Raw genomic sequence first — 13,389 nt, 5'->3', positions numbered from 1 at the left:
AGTGAAACTGCTGTCCGTCCGTCAGGGGCGGCCGCAGCAAGCGGATGCATCGGTCACTTTCAGCAATCTGCCGCAACCCCCTGGTCTTCGTGAATCGAAGCTTCAGGCAGGCTTCTTGAGCTTGCTCTTGGCAGCCTTCTTGAGCGTCTTGAAGAGTTCCGGGTCTTCCGCCTTGACGTATTCGAGAACCTCGAAGTCTTCACGTTTGAGGCGCTGAATGTCGATCTGCTCGACATGCACGAGCCGCAGTAACTCACGCACCGGCTTGGGCATGTTGCGGCCGCTTTCATAGCGCGAACCGCCGCTCTGCGTCACGCCGATCTTGGACCAGAACTGCTGCTGATTCAAACCAAGCCTGCGACGAATTTCGCGAGGATCGACCCGCTCAACAACTTTGACGGTGCTCATGACTGTCCTTTCTTCAATTACGCCAAGTGAACCAGCAGAAATTCGACTTCCTGCCAACCTTCACACAATATGACTTTGGTAATACACGACGCACTATAAGCGATTCGCCAAGAATTGCAAGTGGCATTTCAATAGAACATACGCCTAATGATGATCGGCATATCGGAGGCTCCAGCCTTTTGCTGCAATGACAAGACTTGCATTAGAATGCCGGTTTTTGTGTTTTTCAACTGGATTTGGGATGGCACTGATCGTTCAGAAGTTCGGCGGCACGTCGGTTGCATCGACGGATCGCATCAAGAACGTCGCGAGGCGAGTCGCTCGCTGGCGGGCACAAGGGCACGACATTATCCTGGTTCCCTCGGCCATGGCCGGAGAGACCAACCGGCTGATCGGACTGGCCAGAGAAATTTCGCCTACACCGGATCCGCGCGAACTCGACGTGATCGCATCAACCGGCGAACAGGTGACCATCGGCTTGCTGGCCATGGCCATGCATGCCGAAGGGCTCAAGGCAAAGAGCTTTACCGGTTTCCAGGTCGGGGTATTGACCGACAGCACCTTCACCAAGGCGCGAATTCTGAAAATCGACCAGCACCGGATTCGCAAGTCGCTGGCCGACGGACACGTCGTCGTCGTGGCTGGCTTTCAGGGTGCCGATGAGGACGGCAACATCACCACTCTCGGCCGGGGAGGATCGGATACCTCAGCCGTAGCGCTGGCTGCAGCGATGAAAGCGGACGAGTGCCAAATCTACACCGACGTCGACGGCGTCTACACCACCGACCCGCGCGTCGTGCCCGAAGCGCGCAAACTCGACACCATCACCTTCGAAGAAATGCTGGAAATGGCCAGCCTGGGGTCCAAGGTGCTCCAGATCCGCTCGGTCGAGTTTGCCGGCAAGTACAAAGTCAAACTCCGTGTTCTTTCCAGCTTCGAGGAAGAAGGGGAGGGTACGCTGATCACTGTTGAGGAAAAAGGGAATATGGAACAACCGATCATCTCCGGGATTGCTTTCAATCGCGATGAAGCCAAACTGACCGTACAGGGCGTTCCGGATCGCCCTGGCATCGCTTACCAGATCCTCGGGCCAATCGCCGATGCGAACATCGACGTCGACATGATCATTCAGAACATCGGCCGTGACGGCACCACCGACTTTTCCTTCACTGTCAACCGTACGGACTACAGCAAGGCACTCTCCGTTCTGGAAACCGTCAAGGAAAAAATCGGCGCACGCGACATCTCCGGTGACAATACCACCTGCAAGGTCTCCGCTGTCGGCGTCGGCATGCGCTCCCATCCGGGCGTCGCGAGCAAGATGTTCGGCGCGCTGGCCAAGGAAAATATCAATCTGCAGATGATCTCGACATCCGAAATCAAGATCTCGGTGGTCATCGAAGAAAGATACCTAGAACTTGCGGTACGCATCCTGCACAAGGCTTTCGGCCTGGAAAAACCTCCGAAGTCGAAGTTGAGTTTGACCGGCCGTGGGGAAACCGATATTATCACGCCTTCCTAGGAGACGTGGCCGAGAGGTCGAAGGCACTCCCCTGCTAAGGGAGCATGCGGGCATAAACCTGCATCAAGGGTTCAAATCCCTTCGTCTCCGCCAGGACACCAGACGCAAACTGTCTGAGGCTTTTACGAACACCCTGCTGAGCGCCATGTTCTGCGGGGTTTTTCGTTTAAACCTCCTGACTTCGAAAATTTAGTACGGTTTTTTCAAGTGGTTGTTTTGAAGTGACTTTTCGATGGGCTTGGGCGGGTTTCGCGTTGGCGCGTGCTTTGGTTTCGTGATGTACGCCATCGCGAAATGTCTGGTTGGTGAGAGGTTGCACTCGGCCTGGAGGAGACGATCGAGGCCGCTCAGGCGCTCCGGTATATCGTCGTGGGGCGGTCTGCGTGGTGCCCGCCCATCGTTCGCCCCTTCCGCTGGTCGATGAGGGCGCGCGGGACGCGCCGTTCGATCAGGAAAGCACGGTGACTGGCAAAAAGAGCCACTTGGATTGCCGCCACCCCGCAAAGGTATTACAATTCGCTCATGTGTAATACACCGGAGATTTGCCATGTCGACGACACTCACCAGCAAAGGACAAGTCACTATCCCCAAGCAGATTCGCGATGCCCTCAATCTGGCACCGGGCTGCACTGTGGACTTCGCCGTCAATCGCGATGGCGATGTGGTGATCCACAAGGTTGGCGCCTGTTCGAGCCGTCAGCCCGACCGTTTCGATGTAGCTCGGGGCAAGGCTGACGTAAAGTGGCGAACCGACGACTTGATGGCTCTGCTGCGCGGCGAGGGCTGATGCTGTTGGTCGACACCAACGTGCTGGTCGACGTTCTGGAGGACGATCCAGAATGGGCCGACTGGTCGACTCATCAATTGCGTGCCCAGTCGAAGATTCATCGGCTGGCAATCAACCCGATCATCTACTCCGAACTTTCGCTGACCTTCTCGACGGTGGAAGCCCTGGATCAAGCCCTCGATGACCTCGGCCTAGTCATGATTGAGACACCGCGCCCAGCACTGTTTCTCGCCGGCAAAGCGTTTGTACGTTATCGGCGACAAGGGGGCACCAAGATCAATGTCCTTGGCGATTTCTTTATCGGGGCGCACGCGGCTGTGTCGGGCTATCCCGTTCTGACCAGGGACACACGACGCTACGCCTCGTACTTTCCCAGCGTAATATTGATCGCACCGGAGGTGCCCGTGTAAGAGCACGGGGTGGCCCGAGTACAACCGGGGCGGCCTGGATCTGTTTCCGGGCGTGCCAGAAGGAAAGAATTGCGGGTCGAACGCCTCTGGTGCACAAACCACGCTAAAGCCTGATCGATTTAACAGCACTTGGCGGAAAAACATCTAAGCGGTTGTGAAGAAGTCTTCCGACATTTCAACAGCTAATCCATGAGGAAATGCCGTCTCGGAATGTCGGAGAACTTACCCAAGACCGCTTATGGTGGCTTTTCCAAGACAACCCACAGGTTGCCGTTGAAGTCCTCGTGAATGACACGCTGGTCTCTCTCAATGACGATGGGAAGTGGTTGGATACTACACTGGAAACGCGAGTAGCGTACCAGCGCCTCAGATCTGCAAATGCCGATCTGCTTGGTACCGCGATGTATAGTCGCTTAAGGAAACCAGGCGAACGCAGGCGAGTAATTGTTCTAGCGCTGAAGTTGGGTCGGTCACGGCGTTGGTGCATAATTCGCCATGAAAAATTAACATAAAAACAGCATGTTAGAAAAAGCAACTTTCGGAAAATATGCCAGGAACGTCAAATTTTGTCATAAATTGACGCCTCCATCGCTTTAAGCTATTGATTTTTAAAGAGAGTATTTATGCACCAACGCCGTCGGTCACACCTTATCTATTTGCTTTCCAGGGGGTCTTATGGAATTTGGTGATAAGGACATGGCAGAGGTCTACCTTAACTCAGGCTCATCGACTCTTGAGGAGGCGGCGAGGCAGTGTTTGCGGGGTTTTTCGTTTAAACCTCCTGACCTCGCCTACCCCCACAAATGTCATTTCTGACGAATTCTGGCGTCTTAAGGGGCGTTTTTCTCGAAACCTCCTGACTTCGGAAATTTAGTACGGTTTTTTCAAGTAGTTGTTTTTGCTTGAGTTTTTGAGTGGTCTTGGCGGGTTTCGCGATGGCGTATGCTTTGGTTTTGTGAGCTACGCCAACACAAACCATGTGGTTTTTGACAAGAGGGACAGACGAACATCTATGATGTTATTGTGGTAACTCGCTGTGTCAGAACTCCTTTTCTATGCCTACTCGCCACAACGTTAAGAGCTTGGATGCCATCCTTCACCGTTCCGATACCCTGGACGAGGCGATCATCAGCCTTCTCGATCCTGAGAAGTATGAGACATACGATGCGTCTGAGCGGATATCCGCCAGCTTTCTCGCGTGCACTGTTTCTCTGGAGCACGCCCGAGGTCTAAGGGCACTCCTCTACGAAGGACTGCCTACGCCAGCCATTAGTTCTACATTAACAGATTCTAATGGCATTTTTGGGTGCTGGCGGCTGCCTTCGGTAGGCGCTGTCGCGGGCGCTTTGTCGCCGTGCATGACGCTCGGCGATGATTCGCACGAGGTCTTCGCGACCGTGAATCTTCACCGGGAGCTGCGCCACGAGCATGTCGACGACATCGGCACAGGACAGTAACTCGGCGTAGGGTGAGTGTTGCCGCCGCTCCTTGACGAGAAAGAGTAGTGCAACGCAGACGAGCGCCATGTGGTTGTACCAAGCCCGCCACTTGCGTACCTGGTAGTCGGCCATCCCACAGCAACCTTTCGCATTCTCGAAGGCGCGCTCGATGAAGTGGCGCTGTGCCTGCATGCGTGCCAGCTCGCGAAGTGGCGTGTCGGGCGCCGCGTTGGAGAGCATGAACTTCACCTCCTTGCCATCGCGGCGTGCCAGGAGATGCCATTGGCGGGCCTGTGCGCTGTTCGGATGACTGATCCACACGCGGGTATGGGCAAACATCGCGCGCACTTCACCCTTCTCCCCGTCGCGCAGGATCACCGGGTGCCACTCCTTTCGTTTCAGGCGCGCGGCCCATTCGCGGGCTTCCCAGGCCGGTACCCACGCCTTTCCCGGATCGGTAAAGTAAAACTGCTGGTCGCTGTGCACCTCGGTGGCGAATACCTCACCTGCATCGTCCCAATCAAACAGCAGCCAAGTCGCGTGGCCATAGAGGCCGTCGGCACCGATGAAGCCAAAGCGCACCCCGGCGGCTCGTGCCCGCTTGACCATCTCGGCAGCCATCTGCGGCTTAGTCCGAAAGACCCGTGCCGATTCCGGAATCCCCGCTTCCTGGCAACGCTTGGCGTCTTCAACCCAACGCTCTGGAAGGAACAATTCGAAGTCGATGATCGCCGCCTGCGACCCTCGTGCCAAGGCGGCATACACTCCAACCTGCGAGTTCTCGACCTTACCCAGGCGACCGTTGTACTGCCTGGCGACGCCCGCTGAATGGTCGCCCTTCTTTTGGACCCCAGACTCATCGAGCAACAGTCCCGTCTCTGGCCCACCGATCCACTCGTCCGCTTGTCGCGCCGTCTCCCGACGCACATTCTCAAAGTCCCATGCAGCATCGCTCAACAGGTGGTGGAGGCTGTAATACTCGGTCTCCGCCACCGTCTCGCTCATCTGTTCCAGGTTCGCACGAGGGCTTTGAAAAAGGCCCCGCAAGTACTGTTCAGCTTGCTCGGCCGTGCTTCGCGTTTTACTGCGGAAACACTCCCGGAACGACTGAAAATGGCTGGTCAGATTCTCGCAGCAGCTGGCCACCGCACGCCCGATCCCAAATAAATAAATTTGGCGATTTCATCGTCATACTCCTTATGTGGTAGAGCATTAGATATGTAGCTCAATAGCCTGTATTTCAACCATTTTAGAAATGTGGCAAAGTAGAATTAGCCTCATGCGCCTTCAGTACGAGGCACTGACACGATCAGTCTGGCTCCTGTACGCTGCACCAGATGTGGTTGTAGAAAAATTGCATACAGCGCTCGCATCTGCTGCGGAGAAGCGGCCAGTAGGCTTCCAATGCTATCGGAGATGCTTGGCGCCATTGAAGGGAAGGCGCCACCTGCTGCTACGCAGATGCTAAATGAATTTAAGGACGTGTCGTTGAAGGCGTTAAACTCTTTCGTACATGGGGGAATACACCCCTTAAGACGCCAGACCGAGGGTTACCCCTTGCCTCTATTGATCCAAGTCATACGGAATTCGAACGGTCTCCTCACGATGAGCGGGATGATGCTGGCAATTTTGTCTGGCAACCCTACTCTTGCCAAGGAGATGAGCGGTATCCAACCTACGTTCGTTGATTGTTTGCCAGAGTTTTTGCCCTCAGGCTCCAGTTAAGTTGTCTCTCGGGCGGCCAGTCTGTTGATGCTGATGGGGTAGAACCACAGAATAGCAGAGGGACAGAGCACCGTTACTGGCGATGGGGTATCATCGCTGCATACAGGAACTTCAGAGTGTGCCGTGTTGAGGCGTGTCCTTCTTGCCCTTGCCGTCTTGGTTTGCAGTCCGAATTCCCTGGCCGATCACAGCCAGAATTATCCGTTTTCCATCGAATCAGAGAAGGAAGGTGATGGCCACCGAATCGTGGCTCGCAACAATGGGCCTTCCCCGATCTCCGTGAAGGTCTCGATCGCTGATTCCCAGTACATCACAACAGATCGACCTTTCCCTGTCTTTGCCGTAGTCTCTCCAGGAGGAGGAACCCTGTACCTGGCGCACATACGGCCAGCGATGGCAGGTGTTGGCTAGGCCACGCCGCTTCAATCTTCATCTTCACACCTCATAGCACGCCACCCCTACGACAAGGTAGCGTGTCAAATCAGGGATTGGCGTCATTTTGGCGACAGTGATACACTGGCACTTCACTTGAATGCAGGAGATGAAATGGGAACGACCATTGCCAAGCAAGACCGCATCGGTGCTCGCGTCCCCCACGAGGTTTACGAAACGCTTTGCCGTGCGGCAGAACTGACTGGTGCCACGGTCAATCAGTTTTTGGTGCAGTCGGCGCTGAAGGAGGCACAGGCTGTGATCGAGCGTGAAGAACTCATCCGCCTGTCCCCTCGCGACTGGAATTGGCTGCTCGAACTGATGGAGAACCCACCCAAGCCCAACGCTACGCTGCAGGCTGCTATCGAGCGCTATCAAGAAGCCAGGGGAGACGATGCAGGTACGTCCTTTAACTGGAAGCCATAAACGGCAAGGTTTCGACTGTGGTCGCCAGGAGCTAAACGACTGGCTGCGGCAAGTTGCCCGCCAGCATCAGGAGAAGGGGCTGTCGAAGACCTTCGTAGCCACCCGAGAGGAAGCGCCAGATCGTATCTGCGGGTACTACGCGCTCACGCTTGCCGAACTCGAAAACCACCATCTGCCTGAGGCTTGGCGTAAGAAACTGCCGCGTCGAATTCCTGGTGTGCGCTTGGGGCGTCTGGCCGTTGATCGGCAATATCAGGGCACGGGTCTCGGCGAATTGCTGTTGGTAGATACCCTTACTCGGGCGCAACGAATCTACACTGAGGGTGGCGGCATCGGTCTGTTCGTTGATGCCATCGATGAGCAGGCTTCGGGCTACTATCAACGCTTCGGCTTCGTAGCATCTCCAGACAATCCACTGCTGTTGTTCTTGTCGGCAAAGGTGATGGGGTGAGTTGGTGACCGATTGACGGCGATCCGCCGTAACACAACAAGAATAGGGAGAACCCGTTGTCCGCCATTCACGACCTGATCGCCCAAGTCAGCGATCCTCGCCTTCGCGAGCGCCTGTCTGCTGAGTGGGCTGCCGCCTTGCAGGATAAGAAATTTGGACTGGTGTTCGAAGACCACCTACCCGAAAACGGGATGCGCATCGCAGCGCTCACCATGGTCGCCGACGATTCCCGGACCATCCTCAAAAACGGGCTCGCGTGAGCTCACACCAATGCTAGGTCGGTCATATCGGCACTGCCACTAACCATGTGCAGCAAGTAACAGGTAGGCGCAAGGGCCGGCGGCGGGCCTACTCCGTGTTTCTTTGAGAGCGCCTGGCCCGCGCGCGGGGTTGGGAGGCTCAAAAGCAACTTCTCCGTGGATACTGGCCAAGGCGAACTGACCACCACAGGCGAATTGGCCGCAAGGTGCCGCGAACGCTACCTGCCTCAAGTCACGCTGTTTGCGGAAGGCGTACCAACCGCAATCGGCATTTTGCATGAGCCTGGCCACCCGGAACCAAGGATCATCGCCATGGATTGTCCGCCTACGCGAGCGCGCGTACTCGACTACGGGTTGCGCTGGGGCATTGAACCCATGTTCTCCGACCTCAAATCGCGCGGCTTCGAGTTGGCCGAAAGCCACCTGGAACAGGCGAAACGCCTGGATAAGATGCTCCTCATCATGGCCCTGGCCTTGCACTGGTGCGTCCGCGTCGGCTGGAAAGATCAACTGGAGCGCCCAACCCCCTTGGAAATGAAAGCACAGGAGCAGACCTCGGATGATCACTGGAGCGTCCGGAAAATGCTCCGTAGCTGTCTCTCGTGGTTCACCCGCGGTTTGAGAAAGCTCTACCGACTCGTCGAAACTGGATCGCCGCTGCCTCCGTTTTGGGTGCCAACTTAAACTGATAGGTGTCAAGCTCATTGGCCCATTGGCCACAATCTCGAGTGGTTCGGTAGTAAACTACGCACATCCAAGGAATCCGGCAGTCAGGCCACTCTCAGGGTGGCTTTCCTGCTTTCGTGACCGGAAACAATCCCTCCAGTGGCCACTTCCCTCCTGTTTCGCCAGTACGCTAGCCTGTTGGCACCATGATCCGCCACCCTCATGTCGACAACGGTTTGCTGGAAATGTTGTTGCGCCTAACAGAACTGGTGCCGCCGACTTATGCCGGATATCGCCCCCTGCTGGCGGACGGCTTGCTGTATTTCCTCGAACGGCTTTCACCGATCCGCCAGCAAGCCATATTTGCCGCACAACTCGGACTGCCGAGTAATGTCAGTCGTGCCCGGCGAATGCTCGCCCTGTTCCGTCTCTGTCCGACCCTGCACAAACTGGGGCAGGTCGTGGCCCATGACCGGCGCCTGTCCCTCGATCTGCGCCTACGTTTGCAGGAACTCGAAACGCTGGTGCCCACGGATTCGCTGGTGGCAATCCGTCCGCTGCTGGAGCGCGAGCTAGGCCAGATCGCGGGTTTGCAGATAGGGCGGAAGGCAATTGCCGAGGCCAGTGTCGCCGTCGTCCTGCCTTTCCTCTGGCGGCAGGCAGGAGGCACACTGCCACAACGGGGTGTCTTGAAGATTCTGCGGCCTGGGGTACAGGACCGGTTGAATGAGGAACTCGCCATCTGGCCCGCGCTCGGGGGCTTTCTCGAAGAACGCTGCGCACACTATGGCCTGCCGGTATTCGACTACCACAATACGCTGGAAACGGTGGCCCGCCTTCTTGCCAATGAAGTTTGCCTGGACCGGGAGCAGACCCATTTGAGCCAGGCAGCTGATTTCTACGCATGCTCGCCCGACATCTTCATTCCCCGTCTGTTCCCGTTTTCGACGCCTTCCGTCACGGCCATGGAAAGAGTCGATGGCTGCAAGGTGACCCGGCAGGACTTGCCTGCGACGGAAATGCGACAGCGTGCCGAACGGATCATCAGGGCCCTCCTGGCCCAGCCCTTCTGGGCTTGCCAGGAGGCAGGGGCAGTTTTCCATGCCGACCCGCACGCCGGAAACCTGATGGCCACTCCGGACGGGCGGCTGGCCATCATCGATTGGGCACTCACCACGCGACTCTCGAAACGGCAATGCGAGGCGGTCGTGCAACTGGTTCTGGGCGCTGTCACGCTGAACGACAGACGCATCTGCGCGGCGATCGCCGTGCTGGGTCAGCCAGTCGACGACGCTCGGGTGCAAGCCGCCGTCAAGGAGTCGATTCGGCAGGTGCGTTGTGGCAACTTTCCCGGATTCGGCTGGATGACGTCTTTGATGGATACCCTGGCATCGACGTCGGCCGTGCGTTTTCCCGAGGAAGTCATTCTCTTCCGCAAGGCGTTGCTGACCTTATCGGGCGTTCTTCCCGACGTCTCGCCGCAGATGAACATGGATGGCGTCCTGATCCGCGAGGGGGCGATGCGGTTTTTCAAGGGTTTGGCGTGGCGCCCCTGGGTCTGGGCCGACTCGCGTGGCCGCGTGGGCGCCCATCTTTCGAATGCCGACCTGTTTGGTCTTTGGGCCGAACTGCCGGCGACCGCACTGCGCTTTTGGGTGGGTAACGATGAATAGCAGGTCGGGCGACGCCAGGAGCACGGGAATCCTCTGAGGTTTGCCGCCGCTGCTTTCATTCGGCGCGCAGAGCGTCGACGGCGTCCAGCCGTGCCGCGCGCCTGGCGGGCAACACGCCGGCGAGCAGGCCAATCGCGATCGCGGTGCTCTCGGCGAGGACGACGAAACTGAGTGGCGTGTGCACCGGCAGCGCCGGCAGCAGCAGGTGCAGCAACTGCGCGACCCCGACCCCGAGGAAGCCGCCGAGCAGCCCGCCGAGCGCCGATAGCGCGACGGCTTCGCCGAGAAACAGGCCGAGGATGGTGCGGCGGGGTGCGCCGAGAGCGACCAGCAGGCCGATTTCGCCGGTGCGTTCAGAGACCGCGATGGTCATGATGGTGACGATGCCGACACCGCCGACGAGCAGCGAAATGCTGCCCAGAGCGCCAACCGCCAGGGTCAGGACGTCGAGGATGTTCGACAGCGTCTGCAACATGTCTTCCTGCGTCGTGATGGTGAAATCCTCGCGTCCGTGACGTGCCTTCAGTGTTGCCTTGACCAGCGCGCTGACAGTGGCGGCCGCTAGCCCTTCTTCGTACGACAGATCGATTTTCATCAGCCCATCGCGATTGTAGAGTTCGAGAGCGCGAGCCGTCGGGATGTAGGCGGCGTCATCGAGATCAATGCCGAGAAACTGCCCCTTGGCTTCCAGAACGCCGATGACACGAAAGGTCAGGCCGCCAACGCGCACCCGCGCACCCAGGGGATTGCCAGTGCCGAACAATTCTTCCTTGAGCTTTGCACCGAGAACGATGAAAGCGCGCGCATTGTCGGCATCCTCGGCCGGCAGGAACTGGCCGCTGCTGACCTGGATGTGGTACACCTTGAGCATCTCGGCGCTGACCCCGTTGATGGTGCTGCGGCGCAGGCGGCCGTTGGCATTGACCTCGGTGTTGCCCCACACGGTTGCGGTCATGCCGGTGATATGCGGCAGACGTCCTAGGGCGCGGGCATCCTCCAGCGTCAGCGGCCGCACCGAGGTCGGGATGCCGGTTGGCGCCGGGCCGGAGGTCTTGACCTTGCCTGGTGCGACGCTGATCACATTGGTGCCGAACTGCGTGAACTCGGCCAGGACAAAACGATGGATCCCTTCGCCGATCGAGGTCAGCAGGATGACGGCGGCAATCCCGACGGCGATTCCGAGGAGCGTCAGAAAGCTGCGCAGGCGGTGCGCAGTAATGGCACGCAAGGCAAGTTGCAGTCCGTCGCCGGGGCGAATCATCGCATCCTGCTCAGCAGCTCAGCGTTTCGACAGCGACTGCACGGGATCGAGCCGCGCCGCCCGCCGCGCCGGTAACACGCCAAACAGGATGCCGGTGCCAAGCGCGGTGCCGAGTCCGGCCAGCACCGCCCAGTCCGGTGGAAACGCTGGAAATTCGGGATACATCTGGCGGATGATCGCCGCGCCGGCCTGTCCGAACACGAAGCCGAGCAGGGCGCCCGCCACCGATAACATCGCCGCCTCGGTCAGAAAGGCATTGCGGATCGTCGCGCCGGTAGCGCCGAGCGCTTTGAGCAAGCCGATTTCCGCGGTGCGCTGGGTGACCGAGACGAGCATCACGTTCATCACCAGAATGCCGGCGACGGCCAGGCTGATCGCTGCGATGCCGGCAACGGCAATGGTCATGGTTCCGAGCAGACGGTCAAAGGTGGCGAGGACGGCGTCCTGGGTGATGATCGTGACGTCCTGTTCGCCCTCGTGGCGGAGTCGGATGATTTCGCTCAACTGGGCCTTGGCCAGGTCGATGCTGTCCCGGCTGCTGGCCTCGACGAGGATGCGGAATAAGGTATTGCTATTGAACATCGCCTGCGCCAGCGATACCGGCACGATGACCAACTCGTCGGTATTCATTCCCAGCCCCTGGCCAGTCGATGCGAGGACGCCGACGATGCGAAAACGCCGGTCACCGATGCGTACCAACTGGCCGAGCGCCTCGTCACGAGCGAACATTTCATCGCGGATCTTGGCGCCGATGACGGCTTCGGAAGCGCCTCGCCGCCAGTCGCCCTGCGGCAGGAAACGCCCCTGCGCGAGCGCCAGGCGGCGTACCTCGATGAATTCGGCGGTGGTCCCGGCAAGCATGACTTCGCGCAACTTGCCGCCGACGCTGATCTCGGAAGTGCCAACCGCCAGCGGCGCGACGCGGTGCACGGCGCTGGCGCGCTGCAGCGCCTGCGCATCGTCGATGGTCAGGTCGCGCGGCGTGCTGGTGATGGCGTTACCGGGGTTGAAGCCGCCGGTTTGCGAGCGGCCAGGCAGAACGATGACCAGGTTGCTGCCGATCGAGGAAAACTGGTTCAACACATAGCGGCGTGCGCCATCGCCGAGCGCCGTCAGCAGCACCACGGCAGCGACTCCGATGGCCATCGCCAGCACCAGGAAAAAGGTGCGCAGCGGGTTGCCGGTAGCCGCGTCGCGGGCGAAACGAATCAGGTCGGGAGTACGCATACGTCAGTCAAACCCTGGGGGCTGCGCCATCGATCATGTTCCAGGGCGCCGTCCGCCATCAACAACTGGCGCCGCGCACGCGCACCGAGGCTGCCATCGTGGGTGACGACAATCAGCGTGACACCCTGGTCGTTGAGTCCTTCGAGCAGACGCATCACTTCTTCGCCGGTGCTGCGATCGAGGTTGCCGGTCGGCTCGTCGGCGAGGATCAGCGCCGGCTGCATGATCGTTGCGCGGGCAATCGCGACGCGCTGGCGCTGCCCACCCGAAAGCTGATCCGGACGATGGTTGGCGCGCTGCTCAAGGCCATAGTCCCGGAGTGCGCGGGCGACACGCTCGGCGCGCCGGAGGGGTGCAACGCCCGCCAGCGTCATCGGCAGCGCGATGTTTTCAGCGGCGGTCAGGCGTGGCACCAGATGAAAGCTCTGAAAGACGAAGCCGATGCGTTCGCTGCGCAGGTGTGCCTGTTCTTCGGCGGAGAGGGTGGTGACGTCGCAGCCCTCAAGACGGTAAGTGCCGGCATTCGGGCGGTCGAGCAGGCCGATCAGGTTGAGCAGCGTTGATTTGCCCGAGCCGGATGGACCCATCACCGCCACGTACTCGCCGGCTGCGATGCAGACGTCGAGATGGCGCAAGGCGTGCACTTCGCTATCACCGAGGCGAAAGACTCGCTCGATTCCGGAGAGTTCGATCAGCGCCATG

General features: G+C 58.8%; 13 protein-coding genes, 1 tRNA gene and 1 pseudogene. 10 read left to right on the top strand and 5 right to left on the bottom strand.

Annotation, left to right across the window (positions count from 1 at the left end; genetic code table 11):
* Positions 1-102: 102 nt before the first annotated feature.
* Positions 103-408 carry a helix-turn-helix domain-containing protein gene (locus tag V5B59_RS13230; RefSeq protein WP_169069145.1) on the bottom strand — a complete coding sequence of 102 codons (306 nt, stop codon included), beginning with the start codon at positions 406-408 and terminating at the stop codon, positions 103-105.
* Between the two features lie 241 nt (positions 409-649).
* On the opposite strand from V5B59_RS13230, the gene V5B59_RS13225 reads away from it, so the two are divergent.
* From V5B59_RS13225 to V5B59_RS13210, 4 genes are all read left to right on the top strand, one after another.
* Positions 650-1,930: an aspartate kinase gene (locus tag V5B59_RS13225; RefSeq protein ID WP_169069144.1), complete on the top strand. Its 1,281-nt coding sequence runs from the start codon at positions 650-652 to the stop codon at positions 1,928-1,930.
* Positions 1,930-2,023: transfer RNA gene (locus V5B59_RS13220), tRNA-Ser, on the top strand. The genes V5B59_RS13225 and V5B59_RS13220 overlap by 1 nt, the downstream gene beginning before the upstream one ends.
* Positions 2,024-2,477: 454 nt before the next feature.
* Positions 2,478-2,717 (top strand): AbrB/MazE/SpoVT family DNA-binding domain-containing protein, encoded by a 240-nt coding sequence (locus tag V5B59_RS13215; RefSeq protein ID WP_169069143.1) that lies wholly within the window; start codon positions 2,478-2,480, stop codon positions 2,715-2,717.
* Entirely contained in the window at positions 2,717-3,127 is a 411-nt protein-coding gene (locus tag V5B59_RS13210) for a type II toxin-antitoxin system VapC family toxin (protein ID WP_169069142.1), read from the top strand. The genes V5B59_RS13215 and V5B59_RS13210 overlap by 1 nt, the downstream gene beginning before the upstream one ends.
* A 1,280-nt stretch (positions 3,128-4,407) precedes the next feature.
* Here the strand turns inward: V5B59_RS13210 and V5B59_RS13205 are convergent.
* Entirely contained in the window at positions 4,408-5,712 is a 1,305-nt protein-coding gene (locus V5B59_RS13205; protein ID WP_246149239.1) for an IS701 family transposase, read from the bottom strand.
* Between the two features lie 109 nt (positions 5,713-5,821).
* Here V5B59_RS13205 and V5B59_RS26245 point away from each other — a divergent pair.
* From V5B59_RS26245 to V5B59_RS13180, 6 genes and pseudogenes are all read left to right on the top strand, one after another.
* Positions 5,822-6,291 (top strand): annotated as a pseudogene (locus V5B59_RS26245) (DUF6988 family protein).
* Positions 6,292-6,837: 546 nt separating this feature from the next.
* Positions 6,838-7,149: a DUF1778 domain-containing protein gene (locus V5B59_RS13200; protein WP_034910043.1), complete on the top strand. Its 312-nt coding sequence runs from the start codon at positions 6,838-6,840 to the stop codon at positions 7,147-7,149.
* Positions 7,118-7,600, top strand: coding sequence for a GNAT family N-acetyltransferase (locus tag V5B59_RS13195; protein ID WP_169070173.1), 483 nt, complete (start codon positions 7,118-7,120; stop codon positions 7,598-7,600). The genes V5B59_RS13200 and V5B59_RS13195 overlap by 32 nt, the downstream gene beginning before the upstream one ends.
* 56 nt (positions 7,601-7,656) lie before the next feature.
* The gene (locus V5B59_RS13190) at positions 7,657-7,860 is read left to right on the top strand and encodes a hypothetical protein (RefSeq protein WP_034910040.1); all 204 of its coding nucleotides are present in this window, start codon (positions 7,657-7,659) and stop codon (positions 7,858-7,860) included.
* A gap of 312 nt (positions 7,861-8,172) precedes the next feature.
* Positions 8,173-8,544 carry a hypothetical protein gene (locus V5B59_RS13185; protein WP_332351963.1) on the top strand — a complete coding sequence of 124 codons (372 nt, stop codon included), beginning with the start codon at positions 8,173-8,175 and terminating at the stop codon, positions 8,542-8,544.
* Between the two features lie 233 nt (positions 8,545-8,777).
* Complete coding sequence (locus tag V5B59_RS13180) at positions 8,778-10,199, top strand: AarF/UbiB family protein (protein ID WP_332351962.1); 1,422 nt, start codon at positions 8,778-8,780, stop codon at positions 10,197-10,199.
* A 55-nt stretch (positions 10,200-10,254) separates the two neighbouring features.
* Here V5B59_RS13180 and V5B59_RS13175 read toward each other — a convergent pair whose 3' ends face one another.
* From V5B59_RS13175 to V5B59_RS13165, 3 genes are read right to left on the bottom strand one after another with little or no spacing between them, the layout of a single operon-like run.
* Positions 10,255-11,460 carry an ABC transporter permease gene (locus V5B59_RS13175; RefSeq protein ID WP_211203372.1) on the bottom strand — a complete coding sequence of 402 codons (1,206 nt, stop codon included), beginning with the start codon at positions 11,458-11,460 and terminating at the stop codon, positions 10,255-10,257.
* Positions 11,461-11,478: 18 nt separating this feature from the next.
* Positions 11,479-12,687, bottom strand: coding sequence for an ABC transporter permease (locus V5B59_RS13170; RefSeq protein WP_169070170.1), 1,209 nt, complete (start codon positions 12,685-12,687; stop codon positions 11,479-11,481).
* On the bottom strand, positions 12,669-13,388 hold the full coding sequence (locus V5B59_RS13165; RefSeq protein WP_169070178.1) for an ABC transporter ATP-binding protein: 720 nt from the start codon (positions 13,386-13,388) through the stop codon (positions 12,669-12,671). Before V5B59_RS13165 ends, V5B59_RS13170 begins: the two co-directional genes overlap by 19 nt.
* Position 13,389 lies beyond the last annotated feature (1 nt).

It is taken from the genome of Candidatus Accumulibacter contiguus, assembly GCF_036625285.1.
Taxonomy (GTDB): Bacteria; Pseudomonadota; Gammaproteobacteria; order Burkholderiales; family Rhodocyclaceae; genus Accumulibacter; species Accumulibacter contiguus.
The sequence above is the reverse complement of the archived record's forward strand: the minus strand, read 5'-3'. Positions and strand labels throughout refer to the sequence as shown.

Bases quoted from the DNA above. Each gene is read 5' to 3' on its own strand.
- V5B59_RS13210 (WP_169069142.1), top strand. From the start codon at position 2,717: ATGCTGTTGGTCGACACCAACGTGCTGGTCGACGTTCTGGAGGACGAT.
- V5B59_RS13215 (WP_169069143.1), top strand. From the start codon at position 2,478: ATGTCGACGACACTCACCAGCAAAGGACAAGTCACTATCCCCAAGCAG.
- V5B59_RS13230 (WP_169069145.1), bottom strand. From the start codon at position 408: ATGAGCACCGTCAAAGTTGTTGAGCGGGTCGATCCTCGCGAAATTCGT.
- V5B59_RS13175 (WP_211203372.1), bottom strand. From the start codon at position 11,460: ATGATTCGCCCCGGCGACGGACTGCAACTTGCCTTGCGTGCCATTACT.
- V5B59_RS13170 (WP_169070170.1), bottom strand. From the start codon at position 12,687: ATGCGTACTCCCGACCTGATTCGTTTCGCCCGCGACGCGGCTACCGGC.
- V5B59_RS13165 (WP_169070178.1), bottom strand. From the start codon at position 13,388: ATGGCGCTGATCGAACTCTCCGGAATCGAGCGAGTCTTTCGCCTCGGT.
- V5B59_RS13225 (WP_169069144.1), top strand. From the start codon at position 650: ATGGCACTGATCGTTCAGAAGTTCGGCGGCACGTCGGTTGCATCGACG.
- V5B59_RS13200 (WP_034910043.1), top strand. From the start codon at position 6,838: ATGGGAACGACCATTGCCAAGCAAGACCGCATCGGTGCTCGCGTCCCC.
- V5B59_RS13195 (WP_169070173.1), top strand. From the start codon at position 7,118: ATGCAGGTACGTCCTTTAACTGGAAGCCATAAACGGCAAGGTTTCGAC.
- V5B59_RS13185 (WP_332351963.1), top strand. From the start codon at position 8,173: ATGGATTGTCCGCCTACGCGAGCGCGCGTACTCGACTACGGGTTGCGC.